Annotated in this window: 15 protein-coding genes; 9 read left to right on the top strand and 6 right to left on the bottom strand. The window is 64.2% G+C overall.

The window, feature by feature from the left end; all coding sequences use genetic code 11:
• Nucleotides 1-4 precede the first annotated feature (4 nt).
• The 4 genes from AC1RT2_RS27380 to AC1RT2_RS27365 form a co-directional block, all read right to left on the bottom strand.
• On the bottom strand, nucleotides 5-1,639 hold the full coding sequence (locus AC1RT2_RS27380; RefSeq protein WP_493107073.1) for an ABC transporter ATP-binding protein: 1,635 nt from the start codon (nucleotides 1,637-1,639) through the stop codon (nucleotides 5-7).
• A complete protein-coding gene (locus tag AC1RT2_RS27375; RefSeq protein WP_493107071.1) occupies nucleotides 1,636-2,775 on the bottom strand; it encodes an ABC transporter permease in 1,140 nt (379 codons plus the stop codon). Before AC1RT2_RS27375 ends, AC1RT2_RS27380 begins: the two co-directional genes overlap by 4 nt.
• Nucleotides 2,775-3,851: a microcin C ABC transporter permease YejB gene (locus tag AC1RT2_RS27370; protein WP_493107069.1), complete on the bottom strand. Its 1,077-nt coding sequence runs from the start codon at nucleotides 3,849-3,851 to the stop codon at nucleotides 2,775-2,777. Before AC1RT2_RS27370 ends, AC1RT2_RS27375 begins: the two co-directional genes overlap by 1 nt.
• Nucleotides 3,852-4,095: 244 nt before the next feature.
• Nucleotides 4,096-5,946, bottom strand: coding sequence for an extracellular solute-binding protein (locus AC1RT2_RS27365; RefSeq protein ID WP_493107067.1), 1,851 nt, complete (start codon nucleotides 5,944-5,946; stop codon nucleotides 4,096-4,098).
• Nucleotides 5,947-6,126: 180 nt separating this feature from the next.
• On the opposite strand from AC1RT2_RS27365, the gene mepA reads away from it, so the two are divergent.
• The 6 genes from mepA to AC1RT2_RS27335 all read left to right on the top strand — a co-directional run bounded on the left by mepA (nucleotide 6,127) and on the right by AC1RT2_RS27335 (nucleotide 12,235).
• Entirely contained in the window at nucleotides 6,127-7,194 is a 1,068-nt protein-coding gene (gene mepA, locus AC1RT2_RS27360) for a penicillin-insensitive murein endopeptidase (protein WP_493107065.1), read from the top strand.
• An 83-nt stretch (nucleotides 7,195-7,277) separates the two neighbouring features.
• Entirely contained in the window at nucleotides 7,278-7,658 is a 381-nt protein-coding gene (locus tag AC1RT2_RS27355; RefSeq protein WP_069060415.1) for a methylglyoxal synthase, read from the top strand.
• A gap of 64 nt (nucleotides 7,659-7,722) precedes the next feature.
• Entirely contained in the window at nucleotides 7,723-8,748 is a 1,026-nt protein-coding gene (locus AC1RT2_RS27350) for a glucokinase (RefSeq protein WP_493107062.1), read from the top strand.
• Between the two features lie 114 nt (nucleotides 8,749-8,862).
• Nucleotides 8,863-10,656 (top strand): ABC transporter ATP-binding protein, encoded by a 1,794-nt coding sequence (locus AC1RT2_RS27345; protein ID WP_493107060.1) that lies wholly within the window; start codon nucleotides 8,863-8,865, stop codon nucleotides 10,654-10,656.
• Nucleotides 10,657-10,754: 98 nt separating this feature from the next.
• Complete coding sequence (gene dapB, locus AC1RT2_RS27340) at nucleotides 10,755-11,573, top strand: 4-hydroxy-tetrahydrodipicolinate reductase (RefSeq protein WP_493107058.1); 819 nt, start codon at nucleotides 10,755-10,757, stop codon at nucleotides 11,571-11,573.
• A gap of 26 nt (nucleotides 11,574-11,599) precedes the next feature.
• Complete coding sequence (locus AC1RT2_RS27335; RefSeq protein ID WP_069060419.1) at nucleotides 11,600-12,235, top strand: 2,3-bisphosphoglycerate-dependent phosphoglycerate mutase; 636 nt, start codon at nucleotides 11,600-11,602, stop codon at nucleotides 12,233-12,235.
• 25 nt (nucleotides 12,236-12,260) lie between these two features.
• Here the strand turns inward: AC1RT2_RS27335 and AC1RT2_RS27330 are convergent, their stop codons facing one another.
• The gene (locus AC1RT2_RS27330; protein WP_493107056.1) at nucleotides 12,261-12,938 is read right to left on the bottom strand and encodes an HAD family hydrolase; all 678 of its coding nucleotides are present in this window, start codon (nucleotides 12,936-12,938) and stop codon (nucleotides 12,261-12,263) included.
• 251 nt (nucleotides 12,939-13,189) lie between these two features.
• Here AC1RT2_RS27330 and recF point away from each other — a divergent pair, with 251 nt between their 5' ends.
• The 3 genes from recF to AC1RT2_RS27315 are packed head-to-tail and all read left to right on the top strand — an operon-like array spanning nucleotide 13,190 to nucleotide 15,548.
• Nucleotides 13,190-14,314 carry a DNA replication/repair protein RecF gene (recF, locus tag AC1RT2_RS27325; RefSeq protein ID WP_493107054.1) on the top strand — a complete coding sequence of 375 codons (1,125 nt, stop codon included), beginning with the start codon at nucleotides 13,190-13,192 and terminating at the stop codon, nucleotides 14,312-14,314.
• Nucleotides 14,311-15,078: a molybdopterin-synthase adenylyltransferase MoeB gene (moeB, locus tag AC1RT2_RS27320; protein ID WP_493107052.1), complete on the top strand. Its 768-nt coding sequence runs from the start codon at nucleotides 14,311-14,313 to the stop codon at nucleotides 15,076-15,078. Before recF ends, moeB begins: the two co-directional genes overlap by 4 nt.
• On the top strand, nucleotides 15,075-15,548 hold the full coding sequence (locus AC1RT2_RS27315) for a GNAT family N-acetyltransferase (protein WP_493107050.1): 474 nt from the start codon (nucleotides 15,075-15,077) through the stop codon (nucleotides 15,546-15,548). The genes moeB and AC1RT2_RS27315 overlap by 4 nt, the downstream gene beginning before the upstream one ends.
• On the opposite strand, the gene AC1RT2_RS27310 is transcribed toward AC1RT2_RS27315, so the two are convergent.
• The gene (locus AC1RT2_RS27310) at nucleotides 15,545-16,549 is read right to left on the bottom strand and encodes a 2-hydroxyacid dehydrogenase (RefSeq protein WP_069060422.1); all 1,005 of its coding nucleotides are present in this window, start codon (nucleotides 16,547-16,549) and stop codon (nucleotides 15,545-15,547) included. The two genes, AC1RT2_RS27315 and AC1RT2_RS27310, sit on opposite strands and share 4 nt — an antisense overlap.
• Nucleotides 16,550-16,668: the final 119 nt, after the last annotated feature.

Raw genomic sequence — 16,668 nt, 5'->3', positions numbered from 1 at the left:
CCTGCTATTGGCTGATTGTCTCGCTTCGAACGGCCTCGAGATTGAAGGCAGCGGCCATCAGCGCCTTGGTATAGGCCTCGCTCGGCCGTTCGATGACGTCCTTCGCCGACCCCTTCTCCACCACGCGCCCGCCGCGCATGACGATGATGTCATTGGCAAGCGCGCGCACGACCTTCAGGTCGTGGCTGATGAAGAGATAGGCGAGATTGTGCTTCACCTGGAGATCACGCAGCAGCTCGACGACCTGCGCCTGCACGCTCATGTCGAGTGCCGAGGTCGGTTCGTCGAGCATGACGAATTCCGGCTTCAGCACCATGGCGCGGGCAATCGCGATACGCTGGCGCTGGCCGCCGGAAAATTCGTGCGGATAGCGCCAGCGGGTCGTCGGGTCGAGCCCGGTTTCTTCCAGCGCAGAGGCGACGCGGTGGTCGCGCTCGGCCTCCGACAGCGACGGCTCGTGGATCTTCAAGCCTTCCGCCACGATGTCGGCGACCGACATGCGCGGCGACAGCGATCCGAAGGGATCCTGAAAGACGATCTGCATGCGCCGCCGCAGCGGCCGCATCTCGCCGAAGGAGTGGCTGGCAATGTCCTGGCCGACAAAGGCGATGCGACCCTTCGATGCGATAAGGCGGGTCAGCGCAAGGCCGAGCGTCGTCTTGCCGGAGCCGGATTCGCCGACCACGCCGAGCGTATGGCCGGCGCGCAGCGTGAGATCGATGCCGTCCACCGCCTTCACATGGTCGACGACGCGACGCAGGAAGCCGGCCTTGATCGGGAACCAGACCTTGACGTCCTCTGCTTCCATGATGATCGGCTGGCTGTCATCGCCCGGTCGCGGCAGGCCCTTCGGCTCGGAGGCGAGCAGGTGGCGCGTATAGGCGTGCTGCGGGTTGGAGAAGATTTCCTCCACCGGGCCCGTCTCGACAATCTTGCCCTTGGTCATCACGCAGACCCGGTCGGCAAATTTTTTGACGATGCCGAGATCGTGGGTGATGAAGAGCATGGACATGCCGTGCTCTTCCTTGAGGTTTTTCAAGAGTGCCAGGATCTGCGCCTGCACGGTGACGTCGAGCGCCGTGGTCGGCTCGTCGGCGATCAGCAGTTCCGGGCGGTTGGCAAGCGCCATGGCGATCATGACACGCTGGCGCTGTCCGCCGGACAGCTCGTGCGGATAGGCGGCCAGGCGCTTTTCCGGCTCGCGGATGCCGACCTGATTGAGCAGTTCGAGAATACGAACCCGTGCGGCCGCTCCCTCAATGCCCTGATGCAACTCAAGAATCTCGCCGATCTGCCGCTCGATCGAATGCAGCGGGTTGAGCGAGGTCATCGGCTCCTGGAAGATCATCGTGACGTCGTTGCCGCGCACGTTGCGCAGCTCGGCATCCGAGGCCTTCAGCAGGTCCTTGCCGTTGAAGATGATCTCGCCGGACGGGTGGCTGGCTGCGGGATAGGGCAGCAGCCGCAGGATCGAATTGGCCGTCACCGACTTGCCGGAGCCGGATTCACCGACCAGCGCCACGACCTCGCCGCGGCGGATGTCGAAGGAGACATGGTCGACCGCGGCCGACGTATTGCCGCCCTGGTGAAAGGCGACCGAGAGATCGCGGACGGAGAGGATGGTTTCGGGAGCGCTCACCGGAAGGTCTTCCTCGGATCAAAGGCGTCACGCGTCGCTTCGCCGACGAAGATCAACAGCGACAGCATGATGGACATGACGGCGAAAGCGGTGAAGCCGAGCCACGGGGCCTGAAGATTGTTCTTGCCCTGCGCGATCAGTTCACCCAGCGACGGCGCGCCAGGCGGCATGCCGAGGCCCAGGAAGTCAAGCGAGGTCAGCGTGGTGATCGAGCCGGAGAGGATGAACGGCAGGAAGGTCAGCGTCGCGACCATCGCGTTTGGCAGGAGATGCCGGACCATGATCGTGATGTTGCCGACACCAAGCGCACGCGCCGCGCGCACATATTCGAAATTACGGGCGCGCAGGAATTCCGCGCGCACCACGCCGACAAAGCCGACCCAGGAAAACAGCAGCATGATGCCGAGCAGGATCCAGAAGCCGGGCGGCAGGATCGAGGCGATGATCAGCAGGATGTAGAGCACAGGCATCGAAGACCAGATTTCGATGACGCGCTGCAGCAGGAGATCGGTCCAGCCGCCGAAATAGCCCTGTATGGCGCCGGCCGTGACCCCGACGATGGCCGAGGCAATGGTGAGCGCCAGGCCGAACAGCACCGAGATGCGAAACCCGTAGATCGCGCGGGCGAGCACGTCGCGCGCCTGATCATCGGTGCCGAGCCAGTTGAGGCTGTTCCAGTTGCAGTTCGGGTCCGCTGCGCCGCCCGGATAACCGGAGCAACGCTCTGTCTCGTCCATCAGCCAGAACGGCTTGGTCGGCGCGGAACGGGGAATGTTGGAATTGGTCGTGCTGTAGGAATAGCGGATCGGCGGCCAGATCATCCAGCCGTTCGCATTGATTTCTTCCTTGATGAAATCCGAGGCGTAGTCCGTTTCCGCCAGGAAGCCGCCGAACTTTTCTTCCGGATAGTCGATGACCACGGGGAAGAGCAGTTCGCCCTTATAGGACGCCATGATCGGCCGGTCATTGGCGATGAATTCGGCAAACAGGCTCAGGACGAAGATGACAAGGAAGATCCAGAGCGACCAGTAGCCGCGGCGGTTCGCCTTGAAGTTTTCCCAGCGACGCAGATTGGTCGGATTGAGTAAGCCCTTGCGCGACGGTGCTACGGGTTTTGCATCGGTAACGGCACTCATCACACATCCCTCCGCTCGAAATCGATGCGCGGATCGACCCAGGTGTAGAGAAGGTCGGAGATGAGACTGACGACGAGGCCCATCAGCGAAAAGATGAAGAGCGTGGCGAAGACGATTGGATAGTCCCGCTTCATGATGGATTCATAGCCGAGGCGGCCGAGGCCATCGAGCGAGAAGATGTATTCGATGAGCAGCGATCCGGTGAAGAAGGCCGAGATGAAGGCGCCGGGGAAACCGGCGATGATGATCAGCATGGCGTTGCGAAAGACGTGACCATAGAGCACCTGGTTCTCGGTCAGGCCCTTGGCGCGCGCTGTTGTGACGTACTGCTTCTTGATCTCGTCGATGAAGGAGTTTTTCGTCAGAAGCGTCGTCGTGGCGAAGGCCGAGAGCAGCAGCGTGATCAGCGGCAGGGTCATGTGCCACAAATAGTCGAGCGGCTTCTGCCACCAGGCGAGGCTGTCGAAATTGTCCGAGACAATGCCGCGCAGCGGAAACCAGTCGAAGAACGAGCCGCCGGCAAAAAGCACGATCAGCAGGATGCCGAAGAGGAAGCTCGGCACCGCATAGCCGACGATGATGATGCCGGAGGTCCACACGTCAAAGGCCGACCCGTCCTTCACCGCCTTGTGGATGCCGAGCGGAATGGAAATCGCGTAGGACAGGATGAGGATCCAGACGCCGAGCGAGATGGAGACCGGCATCTTCTGGGCGATAAGGTCGATCACGGAGGTGTTGCGGAAGAAGCTCTCGCCGAAATCGAAGCGGAGATAATCCCACATCATCGTGACGAAGCGTTCGAGCGGCGGCTTGTCGAAGCCGAACTGCTTTTCCAGCTTGGCGATGAATTCCGGATCAAGCCCCTGAGAGCCGCGGTAGGCGCCATCCTGGCCGGTACTCTGCAGCATTTCGCCGCCGCCGGAAAGCCGGTCGCCAGAGCTCTGGCTGGTCAGGTCGGAGATCACCTGCTCGACCGGGCCACCCGGCGCGAACTGCACGATGGCGAAGGAGATTGCCATGATGCCGAGGATCGTCGGGATCATCAGCAGGATGCGACGCAGGATATAGGCACCCATCAGCGGATCCCCGCCAGCATCTGTCGCAAGTCTTTTTGCGTCGGTGCAATTTCGGGCACAAAACCGCTTCGCACTCTTGTCGGATGTGCTTTCGCACGCCGCGTGGATGTCCAGTCGGTCAAGCCCAACCCTTCCCGTTTCGCCGTTGCATGTTCCGCAGACCGGCAGGCCCCGCCGACGCGCGGCGGGGGTGATTCGTCGTCGCTATATGGAGCCCAGCCGGCCTTGCGGCGCAAGCCCCGGCTCATTTCGCGGCATTTTTCGACCACCACACATCCGGGAAACCAATGCCGTAGTAGGGCAGTTCTTGCGGATGGGTCAGGTGGTTCCAGTAGGCGACGCGCTGCGCCTTGGAGTAGAAAAGCGGTATGACGTAGTGATGCGCCAGCAGCACGCGGTCTAGCGCACGGGTCGTCGCGATCAGCTCGTCCCGGTCAGACGCGAAGATGATTTTCTTGATCAGGTCGTCGATCGCCGGATCAGCAATGCCGGCATAGTTCTTCGATCCCGGCTGGTCGACCGAGGCCGAACCCCAGTAGTCGCTTTGCTCGTTGCCCGGCACCAGGGTCTGCGCCCAGATGCCATAGATCATGTCATAATCGAAGCTTCGAACGCGGTTGGTGTATTGCGAGGCGTCGACGGTGCGCATGCGGGCATCGATGCCGATCTTCTTTACGCTGTTGACGAAGGGCGAAACCGTGCGCTCGAAGGAGGGGTTGGAAAGAAGAATCTCGAAGCCGAAAGGCTCGCTGGTCTTCGAATTCACCAGCTTATTTCCCTTCAGCTCGTAGCCGGCCTCCTTAAAGAGGGCGAGTGCCTTGCGCAGGTTTTCGCGCACCTTCTGCGTATCGCCATTGACGGGGTTGGTGTAGGGCGTGGTGAAGACGGCGGCGGGAACCTTGTCCCTCAGTTCGTCCAGAATCTCCTTCTCGCGGCCCTGGGGCAGGCCGGAGGAGGCAAGCTCGGTGTTCCAGAAGTAGCTGTCGACGCGCTGGTAAGCATTGTGGGCGAGGTTGCGGTTCAGATCTTCGAAGTCGAAGGCGTAGTTCAATGCCTCACGCACCCTCTGGTCCTTGAATTTGTCGCGGCGCAGGTTCGGCACGAAGGCCTGCATGATGCCGGTGGCACGTAGCGGATTCTCGATCGCCTCGCGCACCACGCGGCCATCCTTCACGGCCGGAAAATCATAGCGAGTCGCCCAATTGCTAGCGCTGTTGTCTCGGTAGAAGTCGACGTTGCCGCCGCGGAAAGCCTCGAACTCAACTGTCTTGTCGTTGAAGAACGTGTAGGTGATCGTGCCGAAATTGTGCTGACCGACATTCACGTTGAGGTCCTTGCCCCAGTAATCGTCTCGTCGCTCGAAGCGGATGGAACCGCCGGCCTGAAATGACGCTATCTTGTACGGCCCGGAGCCCATAACCGGCTCCAGCGTTGTCTTGCTGATATCACGCTTGTTGCCCTTGCCGTCCTGACCTTCCCACCAATGCTTGGGAATGATCGGAAACTGGCCAAGAATGTTCGGCAGTTCGCGGTTGTTCTTCTCGTCGAAGTGGAAGGTAATATCACGCTCGCCGGTTTTTTCGGCTGACACTACATGGCGATAGTAGTTGGCGAACAGCGGATGGTGCTCCTTCACCATGTCGAAGGAATAGACCACATCCTCCGGCGCCACCGGCTTGCCGTCCGCCCACTTCGCCTCCGCGCGAAGCCGAAAGGTGGCAGACGAAATGTCGTCCGGATAAGAAACGCCCTCGGCCAGCAGGCCGTAGGAGGCGGTGATCTCGTCCTCGGCGGATTTTAGCAGCGTATCGAAGACGAGTGATGTAACAGCAGTCGCCGGTTCGCCCTTCGAAAGGACCGGGTTGAACGTGTCGTAGGTGCCGCTTTCGGAGAGTTTCAGTTCGCCGCCCTTCGGCGCATCGGGATTGACGTAATCGAAGCGCTCAAAACCGTTCGGGTGCTTCAGCTCGCCGATCGTCGAGATGCCGCTGCGCCAGACCGGTTCTTTCGCTTCCTGGGCCTTCGCGCCGGTCGCGACCGCCAGCGACATAGCCAGCGCCGCTGTGAACAAGGTTCTCCCGAAGGCTGAGTGCATGCCAATTCCCTTTCCGTGATTTCGCCGGAGCTTGCAGCAGAGAATAGGCAAAATCCGGGCAAATGACAGGCCTGCCATCAAAGCGGCTGTTTTTGCCGCGCCTATTCGGGGCACCGATTCACTTCCGCGAAAGGATGATCCTTTAACCTTTCGCAACGATTGCGACTTCGAGACCGGACAATGCCCGTGCATACCCTGATTTCCCGCCTGACCACCTGCCTGATCGCCGCCGGCCTTGCGCTGACCGCACTTGCCCAGCCATTGGCTGCCGAGGAACGACCCGCCAAGGAGCTTTTCGGATCAAAACGGCTGCCGGCCAAGATGGCGACGGCCTCCTATGGCTCCTATGCCAAGGGCTGCATTGCCGGCGCGGTGGCCATCCCGACGGACGGCCCGGCCTGGCAGGCGATGCGCTTATCGCGCAACCGGCGCTGGGGCCATCCGCAGATGATCGCGCTTCTGGAAGAGTTCTCCCAGGACGCACAGCAACTCGGCTGGCCGGGGCTTTTGCTCGGCGATATTTCGCAGCCGCGCGGCGGACCGATGCTGTCGGGCCATGCCTCGCATCAGGTCGGCCTCGATGCCGACATCTGGTTCACGCCGATGCCCGACCGGCGGCTGTCCGCACAGGAGCGCGACGAACTGCCCTTCACCTCCATGCTCGACAAGAGCAAGTTCCTGACGGTCGATTCGCGGCGCTGGACCTCCACCCATGCCCGCCTTGTCATGAAGGCGGCGAGCTATCCGCAGGTCGAGCGCGTCTTCGTCAATCCGGCGATCAAGAAGAAACTCTGCGACACCTGGCAGGGCGACCGTTCGCTGCTCGGCAAGGTGCGGCCGATCTACGGCCATGACGAGCACTTCCACATCCGCATCAAGTGCCCGGAAGGGGTCGCGGGCTGCAAGCCGCAGGCGAAGGTGGCAGCCGGCGACGGCTGCGATGCCTCGCTTGACTGGTGGTTCACCAAGGAGCCATGGGCAAAGCCCAAACCGAAGAAGGACGCCAAGCCCGTCAAGCCCTGGTACCTCAAGCTCTCGGACCTGCCGAAGGCGTGCGGCACGGTGCTCGCCGGCGCCTCGCCGGCCTCCGAGCAGGAGGTGACCTATCAGGGCAATGGCGGCACCTCGACGGCGCTCGCCTTCTCCAGCGGCGGCGGAAGTGCAGGCCGCACGATCGAATCGGTCATTGCCGCCGACACCACGCTGCCCGCCATCGTGCCGATCCCAATTCCGCGCCCGCTTCAATAGGCGATCCGGCGGTGGGGCTTTTCAAGGCTCCGCCGCTTTTGTATAAGGCGTTCAAATCGATTTAAAACCTTCGGGGAACGCCCATGTCGCGCCAGAAATGCATCGCGCTCATCGCGCATGATGAAAAGAAGGACGACATGGCGGCCTTCGCGCTGCAGAACGAAAAGGTCTTGGCGCAGGCAAGAATCGTCGCCACCGGCACGACCGGCGGCCGGGTGCTGGAAGCCTGCCCCAGCCTCGACGTGACCCGGCTGAAGAGCGGCCCGCTCGGCGGCGACCAGCAGATCGGCGCACTGATCGCGACCGGCGAGGTCGATCTCCTGATCTTCTTCGTCGATCCGCTCACCCCCATGCCGCACGACGTGGACGTCAAGGCGTTGATGCGGCTTGCCATCGTCTACGACATTCCGATGGCGCTGAACCGCGCGACGGCCGAACACCTGCTCGACTTTGCCGGCGATTGACGGCAACCTTTGCCGCAGATAGGCGAAAAGCAGCACATCCACGCGAAAAGAACGGGACAGCTTGATGGCAAGGCCGAGCGACAACGAAACGAACCTCCCCTTCCCCATCCTCGTCGGCGATATCGGCGGCACCAATGCGCGTTTCGCGCTGCTGGTCGACGTCTTCGCCGAGCCGAAACAGTTTCCGATCGTCCAGACTGCCGACTTTGCCAATATCGACGATGCGCTCCAGCAGTGCATCCTCGACAAGAGCTCGGTCCAGCCGCGCTCGGCGATCCTGGCGCTCGCCGGCCCGATCGAGGGCGACGAAGTGCCCTTGACCAACTGCCCCTGGGTGGTGCGGCCGCGCGACATGATCGCCAATCTCGGCTTCGAGGATGTGCTGCTCGTCAACGATTTCGAGGCGCAGGCGCTTGCCACCGCCTCGCTCGGCGAGGGCGACCGCGAAAAAATCGGCCCCGGCATCGAGCGCAACGCCGCCTCGCGCGCCGTGCTCGGCCCCGGCACCGGGCTCGGCGTTGCCGGCCTCGTCCATGCCCGCCACACCTGGTTCCCGGTTCCCGGCGAGGGCGGCCATGTGGATGTCGGCCCACGCAGCGAGCGCGACTACCAGATCTGGCCGTTCCTGGAGCCGATCGAGGGCCGCATCTCCGCCGAGCAGCTGCTGTGCGGCCGCGGCATCATGAACATCTACCGCGCCATATCCGCCGCCGACGGCGTCGACGCGCCGCTCGCCACGCCTGCCGACGTGACATCCAAGGCGCTGGCGCAGGAGGACCGCGCGGCAATCGAGACCGTCTCGCTGTTTTCGACCTATCTCGGCCGCGTCGCCGGCGACATGGCGATGATCTTCATGGCGAAAGGCGGCGTGTTCCTCGCCGGCGGCATCTCGCAAAAAATCCTGCCCGCGCTGCGCGGACCGGAGTTCCGCGCCGCTTTCGAGGACAAGGCACCGCACAGCGCGCTCTTGAAATCGATCCCGACATATGTGGTCACCCACCCGGTCGCGGCCCTGGCCGGTCTTGCCGCCTTCGCGCGCATGCCGGACCGTTTTGGTGTTGCAACCGAGGGACGCCACTGGAAAAGGTGAGGCACCGGACGGCGCTTCGGGGCGTCGCGGACTCGCCAAAGGGGGGCCGGCGTCCTATAGAGCGGCCAACAGATCGGCTCAGGCCGGTCGAGACCGTGCAGGAAAGTCAGATTATTGGCCGATAAGAGTCGAACCGAGCGCCCCCATGTCAGCTCCGACACCGTCGCCACCGTGCTCAAGCGCATCATCGCCGAAAATGGCCGCGAGCACGTCCGCGGCTATGTGATCGCCATTCTTTGCCTGGCCGTCGTTGCCGGCACGACCGGCTTTACCGCCTGGATCATGGAAGCGGTAGTCAACGAGGCCTTCGCCAACAAGCGCGCCGACCTCGTCGCCATCATCTGCGTCTCGATCTTCATTGCCTTCGTGCTGCGCGGCTTTGCCACCTATTTCCAGGCCGTCATCCTGTCGAAGATCGGCAACAACATCGTCGCGCGTTACCAGCGACGCCTCTATTCGCATCTGATGGCGCTCAGCGTCGGCTTTTTCAACGAGTCGCGCTCGGCCTACCTTGCCGCCCAGATCAGCCAGAACGTCACGGGCATCCGCGACGTGCTCAATATGACGGTGACCTCCGTCGCCCGCGATTTCCTGACCCTCGTCGCCCTCATCGGCGTGATGATCTCCAAGGACTGGCTGCTGACGCTGATCGTCTTCGTCATCGCGCCGCCGCTGATCCTCGGCCTGCGTTATGTTTCCAGGCGCCTGCGCAGCGCGACACGCGAATCCGTCGAGCTCAACAGCCACGTTCTCGGCGCCATGCAGGAAACCATCCAGGGCATCGCCATCGTCAAGGCCTTCACCATGGAGGGCCAGCTCAGGACGAAGGTCGAGGGCATCATCGACCGGGCCGAGAGCCGCTCCAACCGCATCGCGCGGCTGACCGAGCGCACCGCGCCGATGACCGAAACCTTCGCCGGCTTTGCCATTTCCGGCGTGCTCGCCTATGCGGCCTACCGCTCGATCTATGGCGGCGTGCTGCCGGGTGCCTTCTTCTCCTTCGTGACGGCCCTGCTGATGGCCTATGACCCGGCCAAGCGCCTTGCCCGCCTGCAGGTCTCGATGGAGCGCGCAGTCGTGAACGCCCGGATGATCTACGAGATCCTCGACCTGCAGCCGCGCCAGGCGGACCGTGCAGATGCCAAGCCGCTCGACATCTCCGACGCCACGATCACCTTCCAGAATGTGCGCTTCGGCTATTCGGAGACCGAGACGATCCTGAAGGGCGTGACCTTCACCGCCGAGGGCGGCAAGACGACCGCGCTCGTCGGCCCATCCGGCGCCGGCAAGTCGACGGTGATCAGCCTCATTCCGCGCTTCTACGATCCGGTAGAGGGCGAGATCCTGATCGATGGCCAGGACATCGCCCATGTCACCAAGCAGTCGCTCAGGAACGCCATCGCCTACGTTTCGCAGCAGCCCTACCTGTTCGAAGGCACGATCCGCGACAACATCCGCTACGGTCGCCCGGACGCGACGGACGCGGACATCGAGGAAGCCGCGCGCCACGCCTATGCGCACGATTTCATCCTTGCCCAGCCGCTCGGTTACGAGACGCCCGTCGGCGAAAACGGCGTGACGCTTTCCGGCGGCCAGCGCCAGCGGCTGTCGATCGCCCGCGCGCTGGTCCGCAATGCGCCGATCCTGCTGCTCGACGAGGCAACCTCGGCACTCGACACCGAATCGGAACAGGCCGTGCAGAAGGCGCTGGACGAAGCGATGAGCGGGCGCACCGTCGTCGTCATCGCGCACCGGCTGTCGACGGTCGTGCGCGCCGACAAGATCATCGTGATGCAGGACGGCAAGGTCGCCGAGGAGGGCTCGCATGAGGCGCTTGCGGGCCGCGACAACGGCCTTTACGCTCGCCTCAACAGCCTCCAGGCACCGGCAGGCATCACCGGCAAGTAGAGCAGTTCCAGCAAAAGCGTTGCGCGGTTTTGCGTTCGGGATTGCGTGAAAACAAAAGTAAGGAGCGTGCATGCGCTCCAGACAGTAGGGACGGGACAATGAGCGGCAACGCAATGAAGCTGGTCGTCGTGGGCGCTGCGGGCCGCATGGGCCAGACGCTGATCCGGACGATCCATGCCATCGAGGGCGCGGAGGTGTTTGCCGCGATCGAACGCGAGGGCTCGCCCTTCATCGGCCGTGATGCCGGGGAACTGGCCGGCCTCGGCCCGATCGGCGTCAAGATCACCGACAAGCCACTGGAAGCCTTCGTCGCGGCAGAAGGCGTGCTCGACTTCACCGCACCGGCGGCATCTATCGAATTTTCCGGCCTCGCCGCCCAGGCGCGCATCGTGCATGTGATCGGCACCACCGGCTGCTCGGCCGCGGATGACGAGAAGATCAAGGCCGCCGCCCGCCATGCCCGCATCGTCAAGTCCGGCAATATGAGCCTCGGCGTCAACCTGCTCGGCGTGCTGACGGAAACCGCCGCGCGGGCGCTTGGCCCTACCGACTGGGACATCGAAGTGCTGGAAATGCACCACAAGCACAAGGTCGACGCGCCCTCCGGCACCGCACTGCTGCTCGGCAATGCCGCCGCCAAGGGCCGCGGCATTTCACTTGCCGAGAATTCCGTGCGCGTGCGCGACGGCCATACCGGCCCGCGCCCCGCCGGCACGATCGGCTTTGCGACGCTGCGCGGCGGCTCGGTCATCGGCGACCACTCGGTGATGATAGCCGGCGAAGGCGAGATGGTGACGCTGTCGCACAGCGCGACCGACCGCTCGATTTTTGCGCGCGGCGCGGTGCAGGCGGCGCTCTGGGCGCGCGACAGGAAACCCGGCCTCTATTCCATGCTCGACGTGCTCGGGCTCAACTGAAATCCAACACTCGGGAGACAGACCATATGAGCGGAACCCTCGTCCTCGTTCGCCACGGCCAGAGCGAATGGAACCTGAAAAATCTCTTCACCGGCTGGCGTGATCCGGACCTGACGGCGCTCGGCGTCGAAGAGGCCAAGACCGGCGGCAAGGCGATCGCCGAGACCGGCATCAAGTTCGACATCGCATTCACGTCGGACCTCTCCCGCGCCCAGAAGACGCTGACGCTCATTCTCGACGAGATCGGCCAGCAGGGCCTCGAGACGATCCGCGACCAGGCGCTGAACGAACGCGACTACGGCGACCTTTCCGGCCTCAACAAGGACGATGCCCGCGAAAAATGGGGCGAGGAGCAGGTCCATATCTGGCGCCGTTCCTATGACGTGCCGCCGCCGGGCGGCGAGAGCCTGCGCGACACAGGCGCCCGCGTCTGGCCCTACTATCTCACGGAAATCCTGCCCCGCGTACTGCGCGGCGAAAAGGTGCTCGTTGCCGCGCACGGCAACTCGCTGCGTTCGCTCGTCATGGTGCTCGACAAGCTGACGAAGGAAGAGATCCTGAAGCTCAACCTCGCGACCGGCGTGCCGATGGTCTACACGCTGAATGCCGACTCCACCGTCGCATCGAAGGACGTGCTCGGCGACATGTCGGGGGCGCACTAAGCCTTCAAACGTCGCGCGCCGCGGCTCAGCCTGCGGCGCGCAGCAGCCTGAGCTTGCCGTCGGCGTCCTGCTCGACGCTCACGCCATCGTAGTTTTGCAGCAGCGGATGGCCCGTTTCGATCGGGTGATGGTGCGTCGCCGTCATGACGACGACATGGGCGCCGGCCCCTTCGCCCGCAAGAATCCCAGCCGGCACGTCTTCGAAAACCAGGCAATCGGCCGAATCAAATCCGAGCTTTTGTGCGCCCAGCCGGTAGCCATCCGGCGCCGGCTTGCCCTTGGTCACATCGTCCGCCGTCACGATGACCTCGGGCAACGGGATGCCGGTTGCCATGAGGCGGCGACGGGCGAGCGCCACCGGCGCGGAGGTGACGATGCCCCAGCGGCCGGCCGGAAGCGACTTCAGAAAATCGATCGCGCCGGAAATCGGCACGATACCCTCGACGTCGTCCATCTCCTGCTGCTCGACCTCCTTTGCTTCCGCGACCGGATCGACGCCCGGCAGGCCGAGGCGCGTGATCGTATCGATGCCGCGCACGCCGTGCATGGTCGGCAGGAAGGTCGCGACGTCGAGACCGTGCTTGCGCGCCCAGTTGCTCCACACCCGCTCCGTCGCCGGGATGGAGTTGATGATCGTGCCGTCCATGTCGAAGAGGAAGGCGGAGAAGGTGCGGTCGAAAACGGGGCGAGCGGAAGAAGACAAGGGATGACCTGCGAACTGGAAGGGGAGGATGCGGAACGCGCGGGCGGGATCTTTCGATTACCCCCTCCCGGCCGCACAGGCAACCGCTCTCACGCCATCGTGTCCGTCGACCGGCATTTGCCTTCGCCGTGCACAACACCCATCTATGGCCCTGACGCGGCTCGACAGGTTGCCGCATCTTTCTGTTGTTGCCCGATTTATGCGCCGGGAGGTGATTCCCCTTGGCGGAAAAATGCTCTAGCTCTGGCCCCATGCCGCACAAGGTTTCGCTCTCCCGCCTCAAGCTCACGGATTTCCGCAACTATGCGGGCCTGTCGCTGCCGCTCGACGGCCGGCATGTCGTGCTGACCGGGCAGAACGGTGCCGGCAAGACCAACCTGATGGAGGCGGTCTCCCTGCTCTCGCCCGGTCGCGGCCTGCGCCGCGCCGCCTATGGCGACGTCGTGCGCGCCGGCGCCGAGGCCGGCTTCTCCATCTTCGCGACGGTCGACGGCATGATGGACGAGGTCGATATCGGCACCGGCACGGAAGGCGGCGACGAGGGGCAGGCGCGAAAGCTCCGGCTGAACGGTACACCGGCCCGCACCGTCGACGAGTTGCTCGACCATCTGCGCGTCGTATGGCTGACGCCCTCCATGGACGGCCTGTTCACCGGCCCCTCCGCCGACCGCCGCCGCTTCCTCGACCGGCTCGTGCTGTCGCTCGATCCCGAACACGGCCGGCGCGCGGCGGATTTCGAAAAGGCCATGCGCGGCCGCAACCGGCTGCTCTCTGAGCCACGACCCGACCCCGCCTGGCTGACGGCGCTGGAAAAGCAGATGGCCGAACTCGGCATCGCCATGGCGCATGCCCGCTACGAACTCGTCGGCCTGCTGTCCGGTCTCGTGGAGGCGGCGCGCGACGACGGGCCGTTCCCCTCCGCAACGATGCGGCTTTCCGGCTTTCTCGACGACGAATGGCAACGGCCCGCCTACGAGATCGAAGACATCTATCTCGACATGCTGCGAAGCGGGCGCTACCGCGACGCGGCCGCCGGCCGCACGCTGGATGGCCCGCACCGCGCCGACCTCCTCATCCGCCACCGCGAGAAGGACATGGAGGCGGAGCGCTGCTCAACGGGCGAGCAGAAGGCGCTGCTCGTCGGCCTCATCCTCGCCCATGCCGGCCTCGTCGGCGGCATGACCGGCCATGCCCCGGTGCTGCTGCTCGACGAGATCGCCGCCCATCTCGACGAGGGCCGGCGCGCCGCCCTGTTCGACCGGGTCGACGCACTCGGCGGCCAGGCCTTCATGACCGGCACCGACCGGTCGATGTTCGACGCGCTCGGCGGCCGCGCGCAGTTTCTCACCGTCTCGAATGGAGGCATTGTGACATGACCGATCCCCTGAGCGCGGCAGAGATCGACCGCTACCGCCGCCACATCGTGCTCGCCGAAATCGGCGGCGCCGGCCAACAGAAGCTCAAGCAGGCGAACGTGCTGATCATCGGCGCCGGCGGCCTCGGCGCACCCGTCATCCAGTATCTCGCCGCCGCCGGCATCGGCCATATCGGCGTGCTCGACGACGACACGGTGTCGCTCTCCAATCTCCAGCGCCAGATCATCCACGACACCGCCGGCATCGGCATGGCGAAGATTGCCAGCGCCGAGACCGCCGTCACCCGCCTCAATCCGCATGTGCGCTTTAGCGGTATCGCCGAGCGGCTGACAACGGACAACGCTGCGTCACTGCTTGCCGGATACGACATCCTTGTCGACGGTTCGGACAATTTCGACACGCGCTATGCCTCCGCCGACGCGGCCGAAGCCGCGCGCATTCCGCTCATCACCGGCGCCGTCGGCCGGTTCGATGGCTCGCTGACCGTGCTGAAACCCTATGAGCAATCCGCGGATGGCCGCCTTAACCCCGGCTACCGCGATCTTTTCCCGTCCGCCCCGCCGCCGGGCGTCGTGCCGGCCTGCGCGGAAGCCGGCATCGTCGGCGCGCTGACGGGCGTCATCGGCACGCTGATGGCAATGGAGGTGATCAAGCTCGTCACCGGTGCCGGAGAGCCGCTGGTCGGCCGCCTGATGCTCTATGACGGGCTGGCAGCAAGGTTCGAGACGCTGAAATATGCCCGGCGGCGAACCACCGGCACATGACGGAGATCATCCGGATCGATCCTTATTTCGGCCGCTGGGATGATCTGCTGTCGCTCGTCCTTGACGCCTTCGCCTACATGGACGGCATCATCGATCCGCCGTCTTCCGCACACCGGATGACAGCAGCCTCGCTCGCCGCCAAGGCACGCGCGGAAATCGCCTCCGTGGCTCTGCAGGGCGAAACGCTGCTCGGCTGCATCTTCTGTCGTCCGGAGGCCGGATCGCTCTACATCGGCAAGCTTGCGGTCAGGCCGGCCTTTCAAGGCAGGGGCATCGGGCGGCTGTTGCTGGAAACAGCGGAGGCGCTCGCCCGCGAACGGCATCTGCCGGCGCTTCGCCTAGAGACGCGCATCGAACTTGTCGAAAATCATGCCGTCTTTGCGCGGTGGGGCTTCGTCAGGACGGCCGAAAATGCCCATCCCGGTTTTACCCGGCCCACCTCGATCGAGATGCGCAAGACACTCGCCTAGACCCGGCTCGGCAGCACGCGATCCGGCGGGCGGTGGCCGTCGAAGAAAGTGCGGATGTTGATCACCACCTTCTCGCCCATGTCGATGCGGCCTTCGAGCGTCGCCGAGCTCATATGCGGCAACAGCACGACCTTGCCCTCGGTGGCAAGCTTCAAGAGCTTCGGATTGACCGCCGGCTCGTTCTCGAACACGTCGAGGCCGGCACCGGCAATCTTGCCCTCGCGCAGGCACTTGATCAGCGCCGTTTCGTCGATGATGCCGCCGCGCGCCGTGTTGACGATGTAGCTCGACGGCTGCATCAGCTCGAGCCGGCGGGCGGAGAGCAGGTGGTAGGTCGCCGGCGTCGAGGGGCAATTGACCGAGACGATGTCGACACGGGCGAGCATCTGGTCGAGGCTGTCCCAATAGGTCGCTTCCAGCGCGTCTTCCGTGTCCGGGCGCACGCGGTGGCGGTTGTGATAGTGGATGGACAGGCCGAAGGCCTTGGCGCGCTTGGCGACGGCGGTGCCGATGCGGCCCATGCCGACGATGCCGAGGCGCTTGCCCCAGATGCGCCGGCCGAGCATCCAGGTCGGCGACCAGCCGGCCCATTCGCCCTTGCGGTCCGTCAGGATGCGCGCACCTTCCGCAAGCCTGCGGGGGGCTGCGAGGATGAGCGCCATCGTCATGTCGGCCGTGTCTTCGGTCAGGACGTTCGGCGTGTTGGTGACGGTAATGCCGCGCCGGGCGGCCGCCTCCACGTCGACATTATCGACGCCGTTGGAAAAGCAGGCGATCAGTTTCAGCTGCGGCCCGGCCTGCTCGATGAGCGCGGCGTCGATCCGGTCAGTCAGCGTCGGCACCAGGACGTCCGCCGATTTGACCGCGGCGACGAGCTCGGGCTGGCTGCGCGGCGTGTCGTCGATGTTGAGTTCCGCGTCGAACAGTTCGCGCATCCGGGTCTCCACGACCTCGGGCAGGCGGCGGGTGATATAGACCTTCGGTTTTTTCTTCTGGGTCATGGGATGTTCCGGCGTCCTGTTGACGGGTCCTTAACCAAGTTGGGCAAGGATTGCTTCATCAGGGGCATTTTCTACCAGACCCGGTCGCGAAGACAATCCGCCCAAACAGCGGTTCCCGC

The organism is Shinella sp. GW821-FHT11G07, from assembly GCF_058808115.1.
This window is presented reverse-complemented; position numbering and strand designations above follow the sequence as displayed.

Bases quoted from the DNA above. Each gene is read 5' to 3' on its own strand.
- AC1RT2_RS27370 (WP_493107069.1), bottom strand. From the start codon at position 3,851: ATGGGTGCCTATATCCTGCGTCGCATCCTGCTGATGATCCCGACGATC.
- AC1RT2_RS27365 (WP_493107067.1), bottom strand. From the start codon at position 5,946: ATGCACTCAGCCTTCGGGAGAACCTTGTTCACAGCGGCGCTGGCTATG.
- AC1RT2_RS27310 (WP_069060422.1), bottom strand. From the start codon at position 16,549: ATGACCCAGAAGAAAAAACCGAAGGTCTATATCACCCGCCGCCTGCCC.
- dapB (WP_493107058.1), top strand. From the start codon at position 10,755: ATGAGCGGCAACGCAATGAAGCTGGTCGTCGTGGGCGCTGCGGGCCGC.
- mepA (WP_493107065.1), top strand. From the start codon at position 6,127: ATGCCCGTGCATACCCTGATTTCCCGCCTGACCACCTGCCTGATCGCC.
- AC1RT2_RS27355 (WP_069060415.1), top strand. From the start codon at position 7,278: ATGTCGCGCCAGAAATGCATCGCGCTCATCGCGCATGATGAAAAGAAG.
- moeB (WP_493107052.1), top strand. From the start codon at position 14,311: ATGACCGATCCCCTGAGCGCGGCAGAGATCGACCGCTACCGCCGCCAC.
- AC1RT2_RS27315 (WP_493107050.1), top strand. From the start codon at position 15,075: ATGACGGAGATCATCCGGATCGATCCTTATTTCGGCCGCTGGGATGAT.
- AC1RT2_RS27350 (WP_493107062.1), top strand. From the start codon at position 7,723: ATGGCAAGGCCGAGCGACAACGAAACGAACCTCCCCTTCCCCATCCTC.
- AC1RT2_RS27335 (WP_069060419.1), top strand. From the start codon at position 11,600: ATGAGCGGAACCCTCGTCCTCGTTCGCCACGGCCAGAGCGAATGGAAC.
- AC1RT2_RS27375 (WP_493107071.1), bottom strand. From the start codon at position 2,775: ATGAGTGCCGTTACCGATGCAAAACCCGTAGCACCGTCGCGCAAGGGC.
- recF (WP_493107054.1), top strand. From the start codon at position 13,190: ATGCCGCACAAGGTTTCGCTCTCCCGCCTCAAGCTCACGGATTTCCGC.